This window comes from Rhizobium sp. BK399, from assembly GCF_014194695.1.
Classification (GTDB): Bacteria; Pseudomonadota; Alphaproteobacteria; order Rhizobiales; family Rhizobiaceae; genus Rhizobium.
Genome location: NZ_JACIAH010000016.1, coordinates 103,119 through 121,578 on the forward strand (window position 1 = coordinate 103,119; position 18,460 = coordinate 121,578).

The following is an 18,460-nucleotide window of genomic DNA, read 5'->3' on the forward strand; positions in this document are numbered from 1 at the left end:
CCCCGTGTCCCCTAATCGTTGACCGTATCTCCGAAAACCGATTCGAATGCCTGCCGAAGAAGGATGTCGACATCGGCCATCATGACCGGCAGCCCAAGATCGACGAGGCTCGTTACGCCGTAGGCCGAAATCCCGCACGGGACGATTCCGCTGAAATGATCGAGATCGGGTTCGACGTTCAGTGAGAGCCCGTGAAAGGTTACCCACTTCCGCAGCCGGATGCCCAGCGCTGCGATCTTGTCCTCCGCCATCGTGCCATCGGGCAGAGCTCCTTTGTCGGGCCTGCGTACCCAGACACCAACCCGGTCCTCGCGCCGCTCGCCGCGGACGTTCATCGAATCAAGCGTGCGGATGACCACTTCTTCGAGCGCAGCAACAAAGGCGCGCACGTCCTGGCGTCTGCGTTTCAGGTCGAGCATGACGTACGCAACGCGCTGGCCAGGTCCGTGATAGGTATATTCGCCGCCGCGTCCCGTTGCGAAGACAGGGAATCGATCCGGCTGCACCAGGTCTTTGGCGTCCGCGCTGGTCCCGGCTGTATAAAGAGGCGGATGTTCCACGAGCCAGACGAGCTCGTCGCCGCCTTCGGCAATCGCAGCGACCTCGCGTTCCATGTTTTCCACAGCCTCCTGATAAGGCACCAGGCCGTCGGCGATGCGCCATCGGGCCGGCCGGGACCCTTCGCGCGGCATCATGGAGTATTCGAGATCTGTGCGTAACATAGCCATTCCTTGTCGAGGCTGCTCCGGAGGCAGCGCTGCGAAGGCCTATATGGCCCCGTTTCGAAGCCGATTCAAATGCTGTGATTTGTTTTGAAAAAATCTGTCATATCGCCCTTGTGTCCCGAAAAACCTTTTGCTACATGCTGCGTCGCCGGCACAAACTGGCACCTACCACGATGCGGTCGTGGCGGAATTGGTAGACGCGCAGCGTTGAGGTCGCTGTGGGGCAACCCGTGGAAGTTCGAGTCTTCTCGACCGCACCATCTCCTCTCAGGAGGATTGTTTCCGTTGATCTTTTCGGTTGGCGACTGGGTCTTTTGTGGCACGGTTTTGTGCTAATTTGTGGCTCAAAAAAATAGTTATTTTTATGAATGCGAAGCGATGGTTAGGACCTTCAGCGCTTTATATTGACGGTTTTTTGAATTGCCTGGTGCGCCCTCCCGGGAAGTAAAGTTGACAAGCGAGCGCTCTTTCGGTCCGTGTCGTCCATAATGATACCGGCCTTCTAAACAAAAACAGTTCGGCGACACCACAAGATCGAATCGTCACGCCACGCGATCTCCGACAGCAAGCTGGGAAACGCCCTGACCGATTGCCTTGATCGTTCCAGCCACCTCGTGGCCGAGGATCATCGGCTCGCGAACCCGCACTGTACTGAACCCACCATGATTGTCTCGGACGTTCATCGCCTCTGAACATGTGAAGTTGTTGCGCTTCTGAAGATCCCGTCGAAGAAATGCGATGGGATGCTCTCTGAGCGTCAGCCCGACGTGGCCACAGTCCTCGCCAGGTTGTGACCTTTTCTCATCTGCAGTAGTGCGACCTTCGGCTTCGTCAGCGGGTTTACGGCTGTGAGCTATGACATTGTGCGTGGGGCGATACCGGGAGATGAACGCGGTGGTGGCGCTCGATCATTTCGACCGCCAGTCGGGAACGCCCTTACATAAGGGGTATCAGTCGTGGTGACAGAAGCAACCTCAGTTCCTATATCCGCTACCGCCATCTGAAAGGAACATCGATCATGACAATCAACGGAAGCCTGCTCGTCGCGGGAACGGAAAAGCGCGGCTCGAATGGCGACTTTTACGGGATTGAGGCAGCCACCGGGAGATCCCTCCTCGTCTCGTTCGGAGGCGCGTCGCCCGACGACGTAGAGGCAGCAACGGCGCAAGCGTGGGAAGCCTTCGCATCCTATCGCGAGACTAACCTCGAAAGCAGAGCTGCATTTCTGGAAAAGATCGCCACAGAAATCGAGGCGATCGGCGACGAGCTGATCGTCCGGGCCATGTCGGAGACCGGACTTCCCCGCGGAAGGCTCGAGGGCGAAAGGAACCGCACGACAGGGCAGCTCCGGCTGTTTGCAAAGGAAGTCCGCGCAGGCCGCTTCCAGGAGCTGCGTTTCGATGAAGGTGATCCGTCCCGAAAGCCCGTTCCGAAACCAGATTTGCGCCTCCGCAATGTCCCTATTGGACCAGTTGCAGTCTTCGGCGCGTCTAATTTCCCGCTCGCTTTCTCTGTTGCGGGTGGAGACACAGCTTCGGCGCTCGCGGCTGGTTGCCCTGTGGTCGTCAAGGCGCATTCTGCGCATCCGGGAACGTCTGAACTCGTAGGACGCGCCGTGCAGCGGGCGGTGGCGGTCTGTCGCCTTCATCCCGGGACCTTTTCCCTGCTTTTCGACACGGGTTTCGAGGTAGGTCAGAAACTCGTTGCCGATCACAGAATTCGCGCGGTGGGCTTCACCGGGTCGCGCCGCGGTGGCACGGCGTTGATGGATATTGCGTCAAAGCTCCGCCAGCCAATTCCAGTCTACGCCGAGATGAGCAGCATCAATCCGGTCATTCTGTTTCCGAATGCACTCGAACGGGACGTCGAAAGCATCGCATCGGCGTTCGTCTCCTCGCTGATCCTCGGTGCCGGACAGTTCTGCACTAACCCCGGCCTCCTGCTGGCCGTAGATGGTGAAGCGCTTGATGCCTTCGTCGCGAGGACGGCTGAACTTCTGCCCGAGGTCGCACCCCAGGCGATGCTGACCCCGTCGATTGCCAGAGCCTTCTGCGAAGGCGTCGAACGCCTCCGCGTGCATCCGGAAGTGCGGGCCATCGCGTCGGGGAAACCCGGCAGCGAATTTGAAGGCACGGCCGCTCTATTCGAGACCACCGCATCCGCGCTTCTGGAACATCATGAGCTTCAAGATGAGGTGTTCGGCGCCGCTGGCCTCGTCGTTCGATGCCGGGACCTTGCGGAACTCGAAGCGGTCATCGACGCACTGGAGGGGCAGCTGACGGTGGCACTGTTCGTCTCCGACGACGACGAGGCCGATGCTCGCCGTCTCGTTCCTAAGCTTGAGATGCTTGCGGGCCGCCTGCTCGTAAACGGTTTCGGAACGGGTGTCGAAGTCTCTCCGGCGATGGTCCATGGCGGTCCCTACCCTGCAACCGCAGACGGTCGATCCACATCCGTCGGAACGCTGGCCATCTACCGTTTCCTGAGGCCCGTATCCTACCAGGACTTTTCAAGCACACTTCTTCCCGAGGTGCTGCGATAGTTGAGGCTAGGGCCGCCGAACGTTGCGTCGGCGGCCCTCATTCACACGTCGGGCCGCCCCGGCGTGGCCTATCAGACCGAGTCGGGGACGGGCACCGTGTCCAGGAAGAAAGATTCGGGTATGCGCCGTTGCTCGACCGGAAAAGACGCCGTCGCGGAATACGACGGCGCAGTTGTGCTGACGCGAATTAGCATCGCCCGACGCAAGAGGACTGCACTGTCCTGAAGTTTGGGGCGATTTCGCCGAGAATATCGGAAGCAGCAATTCGCTTCGGGAGGCGCGCCGCGAGACTGTATTACTGACCCAACCATCGATACTCAGCGATCGACGCCTTGCCGGACTTCTTGTCGTACAGGCAGATCACATTGACGAGTTTCTTCGTCTTCGGGTTCTTCTCTCTAAGCAGGACAGCGACCTTTGCGGTGGCATCATCGAAAACGACTGGGGCAGTCGCCTCTGGAGACACCATACGTGATTGCCCGATGCAGGTGCCATTGGCCTTTGCATAGAGCGCGTTCCACGCCGCGTCGCTTGATGCATGCGCCAGTGGCGCAATGGCAAGCAGTGCAGTCGCTGTGGCAATGGCGATCTTCAGCATCTAAAATTCCTCATGTCATTTCGTATAGGGCCGGACGTCGGCTGGCCGTTGTTCGCCACAAAGGATGGCAGCATAAGGGCCGCACCGCCCAATCCGGGTCAAAGCAGCTTAAGCCGATACGCCATGACGACTGCTTACACGCGCGTTTTAACGTCCAGCTTCTTCATCGCGGTCTTCAGGTATGCTGTGACCGTGTGGCTGCTCAAGCTCAGGATAATTGCAATCTCGTCACTACTCTTCCCTGCCGCCGACCAACGCAGACATTCGAGCTCTCTACGGGATAACAGTTTGGCTTCACCACTCCCGCGCGTGAGCTTGTCCAAAGCCGTCATCAGCCCGAAGACCAGATCGGCAAGCCCAGCTTGCGAGCAATCCGATCCGGAAACCATGAAAAGGTACTGGTGGCCCCAAGCGTCGTGTAGTGAGATGCCCACGTTGCAGGCGAACCCATCGTCGTAGAAGACACCTGCTATCCTGACGGCGATGCTCTGCTTCTCCGCCCTGGCGAAGAGCAGTTCCTCCAATGCGACCGGAAGCACACTTTCCTTAAGCCTTGCGACGACCTTGCTCTGGCTGAACATGTCCGTCGATCTGTACCGTTGAAGACGACCGTCCGTTGTTGCGGTCTGACCCGACTCCTACATCGTAGCTGCGGCGGACGTGGGCGACCACCCCCGCCCGAGTCCGGCAAAGGCCCCCGTCAAACTATCGGGGGCCTTCCCGCATTCAGGCTTTCTGACATCAGGAATCCACCTTTCACGCCAGACACCTACATCCGACGCAATCGAAAGCCCCTGGGGTGGATACGAGCTATATCTGGCTCGGCATCGAATGGCGGGCCGTCAAGCCAGCTACCCGTCCGCTCGCGATTTTCCCGAGCGCATGACCGTCAATAGGCGAGAGCGCTTACATCGCTCCTTACGCCGTTACCGCCCCCTCAAGAGGCCGAGCGTGCTCTGGCCGAATGCCTTTGCATGTCCCAACCAGTCACGCGCCTTCTTGACGAGGGATGCTCCTGCACTGTCAATAGCGCGGACATCAACAGGCCACGTGAAGATGACGTCCATGGACAACGTTCTGCAGCTTGCGCTCGATCCGATCACCCAGTTCGCGGCGCTTGTCCTCGTCCTGGTGTTCGCGAGAGCCCTCGTCCGCGGGAAGCCGACACAGCGGTTCCTCGTTCACATTGCATTCTTCGTCATCCTCACCATCTTGCTCGTGGGCAACGATGTGGCTCCCTGGACTGCGGGTCGTCGATGAAGATCTCACGCACAAGACGTTCATCGGTATCGCCAAGGCAGCATGGTGGGTTGGCGGTGCGATGGTTCTGGCCAGCTCAGTGCGCGTCTACCTCATCTTCGAGCGAAAGCCCCGAGAAGGACGCCTGATCCAGGACTTGCTGGTCGCTTTTATCTATCTCGGTGCGGCTCTCTCCATCATAGCCTTCGTGTTTGACCTTCCGGTGCGAACCCTGATCGCTACCTCCGGGGTCTTCGCCATCGTGCTGGGTCTCGCACTACAGAGCACCCTGAACGACGTTTTTTCCGGGATCGCACTGAACCTTGGACGTCCGTACACCGTTGGCGACTGGATCGAGGTCGAAGGAGGCGTCCGCGGTCAGGTGGTCGAAACGAACTGGCGTTCGACGCATCTCCTGAACGACACGAACGACCTGGTGATCGTTCCCAACAGCACACTCGCCAAGGCCACGCTGACGAATCTCACAGGTACTGACTCCGTCCATGGATCCAAGGTGGTCATCAGGGCACTTCCGACACGAACGCCAGCGGCCATCGAGGAGACGATGAAAACGGTGCTCCTCAGCGCGAACTCGATTCTGAAGTTCCCTCCGCCGTCCGTGTCAGTCACAGGTCTCGACGGTTCCGCGGTCGAGGTCGAGTTGTCCTTCAAGGTCGCCAGCCTCGGCCAAACCGGAATTGCCAAGAACGAGATCTTCGACCTGGTTTATCGGCATGCAAAGGCGGCAGGCATCCAGCTCTCGACGGCGGCGAACGTTCTAATGGAAGCAACGTCGTCAGACTCTTCCAAACATCCCGGCACGCCTTGGCGGCTCCTGACATCGATCCCGCTGTTCTCGGCTCTCACGGAAGACGAGATGGAGACGGTCGCAAATAGCATGACGCGTTGCACGTTCAAGAAGGGGGCGGTGATCGCACCGCAGAATGCCTCAATGACGTCTCTGATGATTGTGCGCAGCGGAGTCGTGTCGGTCGAGCTGGACGATGACGATGGCGGGCGCGAGGAGCTGACCCGACTGGCCCCCGGAGATCTATTCGGCGAACGTGGGGTTCTGATGGGGGCGCCGGAGCCCGCCACGATGCGCGCCCTCACCTTCGTCGTCGTCTATGAGATCTCGAAGGACCATCTCGCGAGCGTGATGCACGAGCGTCCTGCGCTCGTGGAGGAACTGAGCCAGCTCTTGGCGAAGCGCGTGGAGACCGAGGAGCACCTCAAGGCAGATGGCAGCGCTGGCGCGGAGGCACATCCGATTTCACTGGCGGCCAAGATACGGCACCTGTTCAGGCTTCCTCATTAAGCTACTCGGCCGCTCGAACGGGCGACCTGGGCAAGAGCCTTCCCTGTGCCAGCAGTGCTATCGTCCCTACGGCAATCGCCGCCACCAGCACATTGGCAAAGAAGAACAGATACGGCGCGAGCTGGGCGCCGATACTGTCACCGCCACGGGACACCATCCTCATGGCGGCGGAAGCCAACGCGATCGTGCCTAGCATTGCCGCCCAGTAAGAAGGCGCAAACGGCTGCTTCCTTATCTACGGCGTTGCCCGGATCAACAGTGCGACCTGAAGCAGGGAGTAGCCCAGCAACCCGTTGGCGAAGAGATCCGGGGGACCGGACGTTAGGCTGAGATACGCGGCACAAGCCTTTTTGTTGGGCTTCGCGAACATTTGAATCCTACTACCTTTTCGCACAGTGCCGACTTCGCGGACTGCACGCGACCGCGAAAATCGACAGGTTAATGCTTTGTGAATATCTTCTGCAGGCCACTGCTCGCGGCGGAACGACGTCTTCAACTTGCTTCGACCGGTAGATGATCTGAGGATCCTTGTACTGGTGCTCGTCCTGGCTTCCGGCTCTCTAGTCGGCACCCTCCAGGTCGTTGTCAGCCTCGACCGGCATTTTCAGCGTGCGACAGTCAGTTCGTCAAAGACTCCCATTTTTTTCAGCGAGCTCACCAGACCGGTGAGTGCAATTACCCCGACGAAAAGGCCTACGAGCACTACCGCGTAAGAAAGTTCCTGATCGGTTATGGAATCGGCCGCTACCCTGTAAAACTCGGTGGCCAACAGCGCGATCAGCGTCGACGACATGGTCGAGTAGTCCTTGGCGATAACTCGTCTCATATTGAATGCCATTCCCTCGGTGGACGCCGAGAACGCACTCAGCTTCAGTCCCCATCTGGGGACATCCCGACAATAAGCACTGTAGGCCTCCCCGAACTTGTTAGCGAGGAACTCCTCTTCGGCGTAGACGATGCACTGATAGATAAACCCGAACAGCAAACTTCCGACAACAACGACCACCGGATTGCCGTGGAACAGGAAGAGGCCCGCGTAAATAAGCATGTTTCCCACATACAACGGGTTGCGGCAAACGCCGAACATGCCTTCCGTGACCAGATCGTTGGCATACACGCGCTTATTCAGGCCGCCGCGCTTGATGTAGGCATAGCCGATAACGGTTGCGCGCAGCACCAAACCCGCTAGGACGATGAGCAGTGCAATGATGTCCTTCGTTTGCTCGAGTGCCGCGCTACCCAGAACGGTGGTCGTCGGCGGGGCGGCAATAAACAATGCGACGATGATAAGAGGAAACGCCTGGTTTCGGTACTTAAAAAAGAAAGTCCCGAAGGCGAGCATGAGAATCTTCATGGTCTTTTGTCTCACTTCACCGCGACGATGCCGCAGAAATTGTACCAACGGAAGAATACTTCCGTGCTCTTGAAGCCCACCTCCTTGAGCAACTGGATGTTCTCCTCAAGGCGGTACGGGATGAGGACGTTTTCCAACGCCTCCCGCTTCTTCGATATTTCGATCGAGGAGTATCCGTTACGCCGTTTGAAATCGTAGTAGTGGTCGATGAACAGCCTGTTGAAGGTCGTGTCCTCGCTAGTCAACTTCTCGATCAGCAGCAGGCATCCGTGTTCGTTGAGACCGTCGTAGATCGTCTTCATGACCCGTTCGCGGAAAAGCGGACGTACGAATTGCAGGGTAAGCAGCATCGTCACGACACTGGCGTTCTCCACAGAGAAGCCTCTGTGGAGGTCGCCAGTGACAAGCTCGATCGATCGGTTTGTTCCCGATTCCTCGATCTTCTCAGCCGCCTTCTTGAGCATGTCCGGAGCGTTGTCGATACCGACAAAATCAACGTGGCTGTCGACGAGGTGGTCGAGTGCCAAGAGAGTCGTGGCCGTTGAGCAGCCAATGTCGTAGAGGTTCGACTGGGGCTGGGCAAAATCCCCTGCCAGCTCGCAAACCATCCGCTGCATCTCCCCATAGAACGGAACCGAGCGGCTGACCATGTCATCGAAGACGTTCGCGACGGTGGAATTGAATGAGAAGTCCGCAACAGCATTGCGTTCGTCGGCAAAGACCTCGTCACGCGAATTCGTATGCAGCACAAGACGGCTAGACTGGTCGGTCATATCCGCTCCAAATGTATAGCAATGTCAGATGGGCGTGCTTTTCCCCAAACACACCCGGCGCACCGCGATTTGGTCACAATACTCTGACGGCTACCTGAAAGCGGTTGCCCCTTACAAAAGCGGAGGAAGGAGGCGCCTGAAGGCAAGCCTGCAGGCGAAGGACCAGAGGGAACACGCACACCAACCGAAAGCTACATCGGTGGCAGTGCTGACTATTAAGCTAGGCTGTCCCGCCGTCGATATTGACAACAAGGGAGGGCGATGTGGCGGTGCCGGCAAGCGGTCAACGACAGTAGATCGAGCCGTCTGCGCTATCCGGCCGGGGCCGACGCGGTAGCGCTTGCGTCCCGGGCTGAGCCGACCTCACCTGTTGGCAGCGCAGCGAAGGCTAACATTGCTTAGTGACAGCTGTGGGCCGACAGTTACTCCACCGGCGTGAGAACCGGTGCGCCCTTGTTCTTGAGAAGCAAGACGATGAACTTTGCAGGCTTGGTCGTGCTTGCATTGCGGCCGACCACGTGAATGTCGGATGGGCCTTCGTACCAGGTCTCTCCCGGCGACAAGGTCACTTGCTTTTCTCCCCTCACCTGCATCACGACTGAACCCTCCAGAACGTAGATGAACGCATGTGCGTCGTGTTTGTGAATCGGATCGGAGCCTCCCGGCGGATACTCGACTGATATCATCAGCGCCTCCTTTCCGGGGTAGTCAGGAAGGTCCTTTTTCACAAGCGATGTGACCGTTGCCGCATCGGCGGCGACCGCCAAAGTGCCAAGAGAACAGACCATGCTTGACACGCAGAGCGATAACAAGACTGACTTCATTGTCGTAACCCCTTGTTTGCCGGAGCGCCCCTTGTCCTACAGCGCCCCGTCGTGGCGTCATGGGGTGCTTGTGGACGCATGTACATCCACAAACATCGTCGCCGGCTTATTTTCCGACCGCCGCCTGTGGCGTCGTGCGGAAACTGATTCCCATGCGGTTATAGGCGTTCATCAGGCCCGTCGCGAGCGTCAGATCGACGAGTTCGCGTTCGTCGAACACCGCACGCGCGGCTTCGTAGGCGCTGTCGGGAACGCCGGTCTCGGCAACGCGTGTTACGGTTTCGGCCCAGGCAAGGGCCGCCCGCTCACGCGCGTCAAAAAGATTCCCGGCTTCCCTCCATGCCTGCACCAGCGCGATCTTCTCGATCGGTTGCTCCTTCTTCAAGAGGTCGCGTGTGTGCATGTCGAGGCAAAAGGCGCAGTTGTTGATCTGCGATACACGAAGGAAGACAAGATCGACCAGCTCCGTGGGGAGGCTGCTCTGCGTGGTGGCGTAGCCATAGAGTCCGTTGAGGGCTTTCATCCCGGCCGGGGCGATCTGGTTGTAGTCGAGGCGCTTGCTCATTGTTCTTTTCCTTAGATTTTCTGTCGTTGAAAGTGTTGGCGTGTGCCGTCCAGAATTCCAAAAAACCGCGGCGTTTGGTGCAGGTGGTCGGCATAAAATGGCCGCGACAGGGCTGCGCCGGTCAATCCGCTCATGGAATCGACTCTGTTTCCCGTGCGAGGCAAAGGTCGCCTCGGACCCCGCACGAGAAAGCTTGATGTAAAGGCTCGGCGTAAATCGCTTGACGATCTAGTGCTCAAACGCTGTCAAAAGCTGTACCTACACGTCGCCCAGCAGCGGTCAGTAGTCCCAGTACATGGGCGCCCACCGGAATTTATCGCCGTCTACGGCCACGCGCCCCAGCGACGGGAACGGGAGATGGGTAGCCACCAGCAGTTCACCACTCGCCGACAGTTCCCGGAGGAGACCGATCCGAACCCTGGCAGCCTCTTCCGGGTCGTGCTCGAAGCCGTTGTACCAATCGGGATGATCGAAACCGACCGCGAACACGGCGTCTCCGGCAAACGTCAGCGCGTCGTCTCCAGACGCGATGCGGATTACACAGTGACCCGGAGTATGGCCCCCCGTGCGACGCGCGACGACGCCCGGAGCAACGTCCTGCTTCTCGTCAAACAGGCGCAGATAGCTGCGATACTCGGCCAGGAAGCGTTTCGCCGTTGCCGCAAGCGCGGCGGGGAAGCCGTCGGGCATGTTTGTGCGAGTGAAGTCCGGTGCCTCCCAGAACTTGGCCTCGGCGGCGGCGATGTGGATCCGCAGGTCGGGACGAAGCTTTTCCTTGATCCCCTCGACGAGAAGCCCGCCGATGTGATCCATGTGCAAGTGGGTGAGCACAAGATCAGTCACCGTTGTCAGATCGATATCGGCAGCTTCCAGTCGCTTAAGCAGTTGTCCCGCACGCGGCAGGTTCAAATTCGGATCGAGACCCAACCCCGCGTCGAGGAGAACGATTTGATCGCCGCTGCGCACCACGACCGCATTCAGAGCCCAGTCGAACGCTTCGGGAGGCAAGAACTGGTCCGCCATCCAGCTCGCGCGACTAGCGGGATCCGCATTGTGTCCCAACATTTGGGTGGGAAGCGGCAGCACGCCGTCGCTGACAACCATCACGTCGATGTCGCCGATCTTCAGTGCATAGCGAGACGGAACCAGCTCACCTGTAGCGGGCTTACCGGGATGGAAGTTGATTTCTTCGGAAATTTTCTTTTGTACGTTCATTGCGAACTCCTGGTCTATTTGTTTGCTTGCCACCTCCGTCGCGACGGGGGCACACGGTCACGGACTGGCGCTCAATCCCATTGGATTGCTGCTTGTTTGAGCGCTGCTTGGTGACGGCTTTCGACACTCTTGCACACGCCTTCGCGCGTCGTAATCCAAACAAAGGTTTGGGCTGCTCGTCGGACAGCGCGGCGCGCGCGGAACGGCGGCTGGAGGTTGTGACCAACACCAGTCCTTTTTATCCATTGGGACGAAGTAGCTGACGATATCGAGAGGCGTGAACTATTCGAAGCCGGCGCGCCTTGGGAGGGCGCTGACTTCCGGCGGCAGATTAGGCCTTGGCCTTAGCGACGTCCTGAGCCGTCTGATAGCTTTCGATCAGAGCGCCGTAGTTAGGTGCCAACAAGGCATACAACTTGGCGAGATCGGCGGCCTCGGGACGAGCCCACGTGCGGTGAGACCCGGCCACGACAGTGTTCGTCGACGTGGGGATGATGCCAGCCTGCACCAAACGCGCCAGAGGCGATGCAGACTTGCGCTCAACATTCGAAGCGCTGGCCTCCGCCGAATAGTGTCGACATCTGTCACACGCGATCTCGACATGGATGGTCTCGGTGCAAGCCACCCGTCAATCAGGCTTTCTGCAGGCTCTCGACTTTCCGAACAAGATCGGGCAGCGACCGGCTGTGCATTTTTCTCATGACGTTCATACGGTGAAGCTTCACGGTCATCTCTGAAATGCCAAGCTGAAAAGCGACCTGCTTGTTCATCAGTCCGCTAGCGACCGCTTGCATCACTTCCTGTTCCCGTGGCGTCAACGTTCCTGCGAGTTCCTGCAGCCTTTTGTGATCCGCATCCAATTTGCGTCTCTCGCCGTCTGCTCGAATAGCGCGCTCCACGGCATCTAGCAGGTCCTGATTGACGAACGGCTTCGTTATGAAGTCCGTTGCCCCCGCCTTCATCGCAGTGACGGTGGCAGGTACGTCGGCCCGACCAGTCAAAAAGATGACGGGCATCTTGCTGCCCATTGAAATGAGTTGGTTTTGCACGTCGAGACCGGTGCTTCCAGGCATATGCAGGTCGATCACCACGCAACCGGGCGCATTGGTGTTGGCCTGCTCCAGAAATTCTGTTCCGCTCGAAAAGGCGGACGCACGCTTCTTGGCGAACGTGAAGAGATCCAACAGCGACTCCCGCATTCGTTCATCGTCGTCGACGACGTAGATGATGGGTTCGACAGATGAGTTCACGGCGCCTCGCCTATTGTGGCCCTGTCTGACATTAGACGCGCGATCGGCCTAGCCTGGTTGTCATGCGGAGTTACTTCGTGAGGTGATTTTATCACTGGTTTCTGCCTTGTGATGGTAAACGTTGGTTTGGGTTCAGGGCCGGATTGCTGTGTCAGTCATCAAAGTGAAGGTGAATTTCGCGCCGTGCGGCTCAACAGCCTCAGCCCACAGCCGCCCCCCATGCGACTCGATGATGGAGCGGCAGATCGCCAGTCCCATTCCCATGCCTTCAGCTTTGGTGGTGAAAAATGCCTCAAATATCCGCTCCGGACATTCGATGCCACGGCCAGTGTCGCCGATTTCGACACGTACGGCGCCGTCCAAGTGACGAGCACGGACCGTCAATATGCGCCTATCGGAAGTACTATCCATCGCCTCGATGGCATTGCGCATAAGATTGACCAAAACCTGCTGGATCTGGACCTCGTCGAACGTGAGAGCCGGCAAGCCCTCATCGATCACCACGTCCCATCGGACATGGTGACCGGTCGCCTCATCGGCCAAGAGGTCGCACGTTTTGCTGATCACCGACCCTAGGTCCGAGACCGTCCGCGCGTCCACGCCCTGTTTGAACAGCGCGCGGATCCGCGCCACCACGTCCACGGCGGAATCTGCACTCTGAATGACGCGCTCCAGCGTCCCCAATGCACGCTCGACGTTCGGCGGCTCAGACGTCAACCACCTTTGGCAGGCGTCCGAACTCGAAACGAGCGCCGCCAACGGTTGCGCCACCTCATGGGCGATCGATGCGGAGAGTTCGGCAAGGGTGGCCGCCTGACTTGCGCGGGCCAGTTCCACTTGAGCGGCGCGCAGCTTTTCCTGTACCTGGACCTCATCATCGACATCGATGACGAGACCGTACCATTCGGAAATAGTTCCACTTTCATCGCGAAGCGGCTCAAACCTGCTGTCGAGCCAGCGAAACGATCCGTCGCTCGAGCGACGACGGTACCGGAAGGCGAAGGTTTGCCCTGTACTAAGACAATGCGCGGCTGTCCTGGAAACCTTTTCCACATCATCGGGATGAATCAGCGCGCGTGCGGTGGCCAGGAAGTCGGAAAAGTTGGCATCGGCGAACCCGAGTGCATCCGAATACCGCTTATTGATGTAGGTCATCTCACCAGACGGCAGCCAGCTACAGACTTGTATCGGCAGGGCATCGAGCAGTCCGTGGAGATGCCGCTCACTTCGACTGAGCGCATCTTCAGCATTTATCTGGCCGTCTATGTCATGAGAAATCCCATACCATTGGAGGATTCGCCCATCTTGATCCCGGAAAGGTTCCGCGCGCCCCTCCATCCAGCGGTACACGCCGTCTGATCGACGAACCCGGTAACGACTTGAAAAGCTAACTCCGGTGGCAAGGGAGCGCTGCAGTGTTGCTGTGACGCTCTCGATGTCGTCGGGATGGATAACCTGCTCCACATTGAGTTCCAGCGATGCCGTCCCTTCTGTTCGAACGTCGGGGATGGCGAAACCGAGGTAGTCGGTCAGACGCTTGTTGTGGAATATCGGTTGTCCGTCCGGTGCAAGCATCCAGAGCCGGCCCGGAACCATATCGATGAGTTGCGTGAGACTTTGCTCTCGCGCTTTCAGGTCCGACAGGGTCTTTCGCTGTACGTCGATGTCAATCGATGTGCCGTACCATCCAACGATCAGGCCCCCTTTGTTGCGAACCGACCTGGCGGCGCTTCTGGCCCACGCGAAACCAGATTTGCGTCGGATGCGATGTTCGGCGTTGAATGGCTCGCCGGTCCTTATCGAATGAGACCATTTTTCAGCTACCGCATCGTACTCGTCGGGATGAAGCAACTGCTTCCAGGCGATATAGCCATCGTCCAAGGAGCGATTTAGCTCGTCCGGTGTCTTGCCGAGCGTGGCCTGAGCGAACAACGGCAGATAGATCCACCGCCCCTCGGCATCGAACGCCCACCCATTTCCGAACAGCTCCTCGACAACGTGCGCCGCCCGAACCGGTCCCAAACCAGCAGCGTCAAGCCGTTCGCCGTCAATGCACATCGGTTGTTCCTCGTCGGTAGACAGGACATCGACATTCCCGCGCACGCCGTAGGTGGGATCGGTGCGAACTTCGCTCCACACGTAATTGCCATCCTGCTGCCTGAGACGGAATCTCATCACCTGAGGGACGCCAGTCCAAAACGCCCGTGCAGCAGCCTGCTCAGCCGTGGCGCGGTCGTGCGGGTGCATAAGACCCAAAAACTCCGCCGAGGCATCAATCGGCTGGCGTCTTTGTGGACGGCGTCCGGTTCCCTTTCTCACGCGGCCGGACTTGGCGTTGGCTGCGTAGAAAGCCGCAACGGCTAGGAAAGTAAGCGAAAGGAGTGCACCCCATATCGCGGGGCGGCCCGATCCGTGGCTTTCGATGACAAACATTGAGATGGTCACCGCGACGGCGAGGCTCGCGTTCAGAATTTGAACGGTGCTCGTCCGGTCTTGAAAAAAAGCTAGGCCGATCGGGGCCACCATGGCGAACGGTGTCTGTGTCAACCAACACACCGCCAATCCGGCGGCAATGGCCGCGATTCCTACGTTATCGCGCTTCAAGGAAAGCGCTTTGCTGAGGATCATTGCAACTCCTGAGTCCAAACCATCCCACAATTGAACCGCTTGCTCAGCAGGCACATGGTGGTCGACTCTCGCGACTATCGATCGACGCCACTCCTGCACGGAGGACCGGTTAGGATCCCGCGCAGCGGGGCAAGCATCCAATGCGAACGACGTCGGGATGGATTTTCTGACCATTGGATGCGTAGTTCATATATTACGGATGTTTCATGTCCGTAATATGGCGATGAGTCGCGCCCTGTTCCTGTTGTCGGGAAGGATCTAGATAAGTCAGGATGCTGAGCACCGTACCACCTCGCAGCGATCAGCTTCTGCGTGAAGCGCGGCTCTGGCGAGGATTGCGCTGGGAGCCGCTCGAACAGCATACCGATAGAACGCGGCTCCGACTGCGGTTACGGCAATCCTTCGGGCCGCGCGGTGAAGTAGTTGCACTCCGAGAGTATTTTCAAGCTCACACACTCGACCTGACAGTCGCAGGTGCCAGTTGCGCTGGGAACGGCCAGATCGAAACCGCCCCGATCAACAACTCGGGTGAAGAGGTAGGCGTGCTTGAGGTCAAGCATCGGATACTAAGACTTTTCTGTTCAGGTCCGATGGGATCCGAGGGTCACAGTCCGATGGGCTGCCAGACCCGAACCAAAGTTTACTCCTACAATCGCGAAGTCGGGACCGAGCAGGTCTGAACCCCTCGAAAGCCGCGACCGGTGATGTCTCAATTCGGGTGCGGCTTTGCAGCGCCGACCATATTTGCTGTTAAGCTGGTGCTTTTTCGCCAGCGCGGAGACTCCCAAGACGACAGCTAATCTCCGACAAACGTGACCGTCTCATCAAGCTGGACGCGACCCGTCCGCGGAAAGCTCACCGAGGGATCCTCGTACCCGATCGACATGCCACAGTAGAGGATGAGCCCTTCCGGGGGTGAAAGAACCTCCGCGACTGTCTCGCGTACCTGCGACCATGCCATCTGCGGGCAACTATGCAATCCTTCAGCGCGCAGCAGCAGCATGACGGTCTGCAGATACATGCCGACGTCGGCCCATTGCGGACGCCCGAGGCCCTGATCGATGTAGCAGAACAGTGCGGCGGGCGCGCCGAAGCAGTTCCAGTTGGCGATGGCCGCCCGCTGGCGCGCCTCCCAGTCCTCGCGCGCAATGCCCAGCGCGCTGTAGCGCTCACGTCCGAAAGCGGATCGGCGATCCTTGTATGGCGACTTCAAAGTGGCCGGGTACATCTCGTACTGTCGCTCGTCCCACTGGTCGCCGTGGGCCACGCGCTCGACCGCGCACGTCTTGAGTTCGACGAGTGGCGCCCCGGTCAGCACGTAAGTATTCCACGGCTGGATGTTCGATCCGGACGGCGCCCAGGCCGCGGCGGTCAGCACCCGCTCAAGCACCTCCCGTGGGACGGGCTCGTCTTTGAACCCGCGCACCGACCGTCGGCTTGTGACTGCTTCATATACGTCCATGATGATCGCCTCCTTGCGGCTGGCCATTCGCTTCGCCTAACCGCCACGAAGCCTAGTAGCGCGTGCCCAAACCAACCGACAACCCAAACCAAATGTCTAGATCGTCCGCTCGCAAGTACTGGAGGCCGAAGCCTCGAAGCTCGACGGCACGTCGACGGAATTCGCCTCGGTAAAATAGCCCCCAAGCAAATCCGCTGGGACTGGAGATCGTGTCATGTGGCGAACCTCATGGAGCAGCAGCAAGTAGCTCGACCGCTTGGTTTCTTGACCGGAAATGAAGGGCTGTTGATGGCCGGGAGCCAGACTATGCGATCGTCTGGCTCGTCACCGGTTGTCGACCCGCTTGTTGAAGGGATATATGCTGACGCTCCTCCAAACTCCTGCTCTCTTGAATGGATCGTCTTCATTAAAATCAACTACTTCTTGCTTGGTGGTCGCGTCGAAGATGAACAGCGAACCGATCATTGTTTCATGGTCGTCGGCAAGGACGGGACCGGAGACGACTGTTTTCATCGCACCCGTTGACAGGTAGGCCTTGTGGTCATCGTAGTTCGCAAGCCGTTTCGCTTGAGCATTCTCATGATCGAGGCAGTGAACAACATAAAGCACGAACAGCCCTCCCCACTTCTGACAACGCCACCGCCCTCACCGATTGGCTGCCGGTAGCCGGACTTGATGAAACTGCGCTCCCGGGCTGTGGTGACCGCGTCGGCGTCTCAAGGCGCCGACGCGGTTATCGTCAGGCAGCGTCGACGCTGACACGCTCCCGGGACGAGCCAATATAACCGTCGTGCACGTCTTGGGCACGTGCGTACTCCGGCTGGAAGCGCACGTTGGCGTAGTGCGAGTTCTTTTCAGCCTCCTGGGCACGCTTGCCAAGCTCTGCCGTATCGCCAAAGCCCAGTATTTCGCGGGCCAATGCGGTGAGCGGACCGTCTACATGGTACTCCGTCCGCTGCATGGTCAGCAGGTTGATCAGGTAGAGCGGCGTCCTCGCTAGCGTCCACCAGACCGCGGTTGCGCAGGTCTACGGAAGGGCCGCGCGCCGGGATGCATAAAGGGGTGTTCGTGCTGGCAAGCGGTAGGAAGGTTCGATGCCACGGGCGGGAGTCCATCGACGGAAACGGAAATGCGACTTAGATCGACGGCGCCGTTGAGGGACGTCACATAACGATCAGCTTGGGCCGTCGAGCTCATCAAGACAGTCTCCGAACCCTATATAACTCACTGATCGACAGGGGTAGAACTGGCGGCAGCAAGCATTATTGGAGTGAACGCGGTGCCTCGACCCTGAGCATAAGCCAGCTGAATAATTAGCTCAGCCAGTGGCTCGAGGTACCGAGCACATGCAATACCGCCAGTGTCAATGGCATCGTACCCTATATCGCGAACCAGTGCCGCCACCCGCTGCTTCGAGTCGGCATCGTCTCCCGCCAGGAAAACTTGGGGCGTGATGCTCCCGTACGACGAGTCGGCGGACACGACCTCCGCGAAAATGGCATTAAACGCTTTCACGACCTTTGAGTGTGGCGCAAGCCTCTGGCATGTTTCTCCGGCCGAATCCGTATGGCCGATTGTAAGTTGCATATAGTCGGATGTGAGTGGATTGGTGCAATCGACAACGATTTTGCCATCAATGGCTCCCAATCGAGCCAGTGTTTCCGGCAAATTGTCAAATGGAACGGCGATAAAAATCACGTCTGCTTCCGAGACGAAGGAAGCCGCATCTCCTCCGCGGACGCCAAGCTGTTCCGCAGCAGCCTGCCCGGTTTTATGATCCCGAGATCCCAGCAAGACTTGATGCGAGGTTCCTGCAAACCGCTTCGCCAAGGCGCTTCCGACATTGCCCGTTCCCACAATCAGAAGTGTCAATGTTGAACCGGACATTTAAGCCTCACAGCTGTCGACGTATAAACTCAAAAATGTTCTCGACGCCATTGCGCGTCAAGCAGATTCTCTCCGAGAGT

General features: G+C 58.6%; 18 protein-coding genes, 1 tRNA gene and 2 pseudogenes. 5 read left to right on the top strand and 16 right to left on the bottom strand.

Annotated features, from left to right (window positions below; genetic code table 11):
• Positions 1-11: 11 nt before the first annotated feature.
• Positions 12-728 carry a lipoyl(octanoyl) transferase LipB gene (gene lipB, locus FHT97_RS25160; protein ID WP_183864608.1) on the bottom strand — a complete coding sequence of 239 codons (717 nt, stop codon included), beginning with the start codon at positions 726-728 and terminating at the stop codon, positions 12-14.
• 172 nt (positions 729-900) lie between these two features.
• Between lipB and FHT97_RS25165 the strand changes: the two genes are divergently transcribed.
• Positions 901-985, top strand: a tRNA-Leu gene (locus FHT97_RS25165).
• A gap of 285 nt (positions 986-1,270) precedes the next feature.
• On the opposite strand, the pseudogene FHT97_RS25170 reads toward FHT97_RS25165, so the two are convergent.
• Positions 1,271-1,393: pseudogene (locus FHT97_RS25170) on the bottom strand (alcohol dehydrogenase catalytic domain-containing protein); the annotation flags it as partial.
• 162 nt (positions 1,394-1,555) lie between these two features.
• On the opposite strand from FHT97_RS25170, the pseudogene FHT97_RS31080 reads away from it, so the two are divergent.
• A pseudogene (locus FHT97_RS31080) lies at positions 1,556-1,688 on the top strand (formate dehydrogenase oxidoreductase); the annotation flags it as partial.
• Between the two features lie 55 nt (positions 1,689-1,743).
• Positions 1,744-3,267, top strand: a complete 1,524-nt coding sequence (locus FHT97_RS25175) for an aldehyde dehydrogenase (NADP(+)) (RefSeq protein ID WP_183864609.1) — start codon at positions 1,744-1,746, stop codon at positions 3,265-3,267.
• Between the two features lie 295 nt (positions 3,268-3,562).
• Here the strand turns inward: FHT97_RS25175 and FHT97_RS25180 are convergent, their stop codons facing one another.
• Together FHT97_RS25180 and FHT97_RS31470 are read right to left on the bottom strand one after the other, a co-directional pair.
• Positions 3,563-3,865, bottom strand: coding sequence for a hypothetical protein (locus FHT97_RS25180; protein ID WP_183864610.1), 303 nt, complete (start codon positions 3,863-3,865; stop codon positions 3,563-3,565).
• Between the two features lie 134 nt (positions 3,866-3,999).
• Positions 4,000-4,446 carry a helix-turn-helix transcriptional regulator gene (locus tag FHT97_RS31470; RefSeq protein WP_183864611.1) on the bottom strand — a complete coding sequence of 149 codons (447 nt, stop codon included), beginning with the start codon at positions 4,444-4,446 and terminating at the stop codon, positions 4,000-4,002.
• 484 nt (positions 4,447-4,930) lie between these two features.
• On the opposite strand from FHT97_RS31470, the gene FHT97_RS31635 reads away from it, so the two are divergent.
• Both FHT97_RS31635 and FHT97_RS25190 read left to right on the top strand, forming a co-directional pair.
• Positions 4,931-5,125 carry a hypothetical protein gene (locus tag FHT97_RS31635; protein WP_348649640.1) on the top strand — a complete coding sequence of 65 codons (195 nt, stop codon included), beginning with the start codon at positions 4,931-4,933 and terminating at the stop codon, positions 5,123-5,125.
• Positions 5,094-6,422 carry a mechanosensitive ion channel family protein gene (locus FHT97_RS25190; RefSeq protein WP_348649641.1) on the top strand — a complete coding sequence of 443 codons (1,329 nt, stop codon included), beginning with the start codon at positions 5,094-5,096 and terminating at the stop codon, positions 6,420-6,422. The genes FHT97_RS31635 and FHT97_RS25190 overlap by 32 nt, the downstream gene beginning before the upstream one ends.
• Before the next feature lies 1 nt (position 6,423).
• On the opposite strand, the gene FHT97_RS25195 is transcribed toward FHT97_RS25190, so the two are convergent.
• The 12 genes from FHT97_RS25195 to FHT97_RS25250 form a co-directional block, all read right to left on the bottom strand.
• Positions 6,424-6,618 carry a hypothetical protein gene (locus tag FHT97_RS25195; RefSeq protein WP_246712767.1) on the bottom strand — a complete coding sequence of 65 codons (195 nt, stop codon included), beginning with the start codon at positions 6,616-6,618 and terminating at the stop codon, positions 6,424-6,426.
• 408 nt (positions 6,619-7,026) lie between these two features.
• Positions 7,027-7,776 carry an isoprenylcysteine carboxylmethyltransferase family protein gene (locus FHT97_RS25200; RefSeq protein WP_183864612.1) on the bottom strand — a complete coding sequence of 250 codons (750 nt, stop codon included), beginning with the start codon at positions 7,774-7,776 and terminating at the stop codon, positions 7,027-7,029.
• A gap of 11 nt (positions 7,777-7,787) precedes the next feature.
• Positions 7,788-8,549: a carboxy-S-adenosyl-L-methionine synthase CmoA gene (cmoA, locus tag FHT97_RS25205; protein ID WP_183864613.1), complete on the bottom strand. Its 762-nt coding sequence runs from the start codon at positions 8,547-8,549 to the stop codon at positions 7,788-7,790.
• 422 nt (positions 8,550-8,971) lie between these two features.
• A complete protein-coding gene (locus tag FHT97_RS25210; RefSeq protein ID WP_183864614.1) occupies positions 8,972-9,373 on the bottom strand; it encodes a cupin domain-containing protein in 402 nt (133 codons plus the stop codon).
• A gap of 106 nt (positions 9,374-9,479) precedes the next feature.
• Positions 9,480-9,938 carry a carboxymuconolactone decarboxylase family protein gene (locus tag FHT97_RS25215; RefSeq protein WP_114712384.1) on the bottom strand — a complete coding sequence of 153 codons (459 nt, stop codon included), beginning with the start codon at positions 9,936-9,938 and terminating at the stop codon, positions 9,480-9,482.
• A gap of 279 nt (positions 9,939-10,217) precedes the next feature.
• Positions 10,218-11,153, bottom strand: a complete 936-nt coding sequence (locus tag FHT97_RS25220; protein ID WP_183757183.1) for an MBL fold metallo-hydrolase — start codon at positions 11,151-11,153, stop codon at positions 10,218-10,220.
• A gap of 632 nt (positions 11,154-11,785) precedes the next feature.
• Positions 11,786-12,403, bottom strand: coding sequence for a response regulator (locus tag FHT97_RS25225; protein ID WP_259130412.1), 618 nt, complete (start codon positions 12,401-12,403; stop codon positions 11,786-11,788).
• 132 nt (positions 12,404-12,535) lie between these two features.
• Entirely contained in the window at positions 12,536-15,031 is a 2,496-nt protein-coding gene (locus tag FHT97_RS25230; RefSeq protein ID WP_183864615.1) for a PAS domain-containing protein, read from the bottom strand.
• A gap of 796 nt (positions 15,032-15,827) precedes the next feature.
• Entirely contained in the window at positions 15,828-16,493 is a 666-nt protein-coding gene (locus FHT97_RS25235) for a nitroreductase (RefSeq protein ID WP_183864616.1), read from the bottom strand.
• A gap of 324 nt (positions 16,494-16,817) precedes the next feature.
• Positions 16,818-17,102, bottom strand: a complete 285-nt coding sequence (locus tag FHT97_RS25240; protein ID WP_183864617.1) for a YciI family protein — start codon at positions 17,100-17,102, stop codon at positions 16,818-16,820.
• 130 nt (positions 17,103-17,232) lie between these two features.
• Positions 17,233-17,454 (bottom strand): hypothetical protein, encoded by a 222-nt coding sequence (locus FHT97_RS25245; RefSeq protein ID WP_210296783.1) that lies wholly within the window; start codon positions 17,452-17,454, stop codon positions 17,233-17,235.
• A 263-nt stretch (positions 17,455-17,717) separates the two neighbouring features.
• On the bottom strand, positions 17,718-18,380 hold the full coding sequence (locus FHT97_RS25250) for an NADPH-dependent F420 reductase (protein ID WP_183864618.1): 663 nt from the start codon (positions 18,378-18,380) through the stop codon (positions 17,718-17,720).
• Positions 18,381-18,460 lie beyond the last annotated feature (80 nt).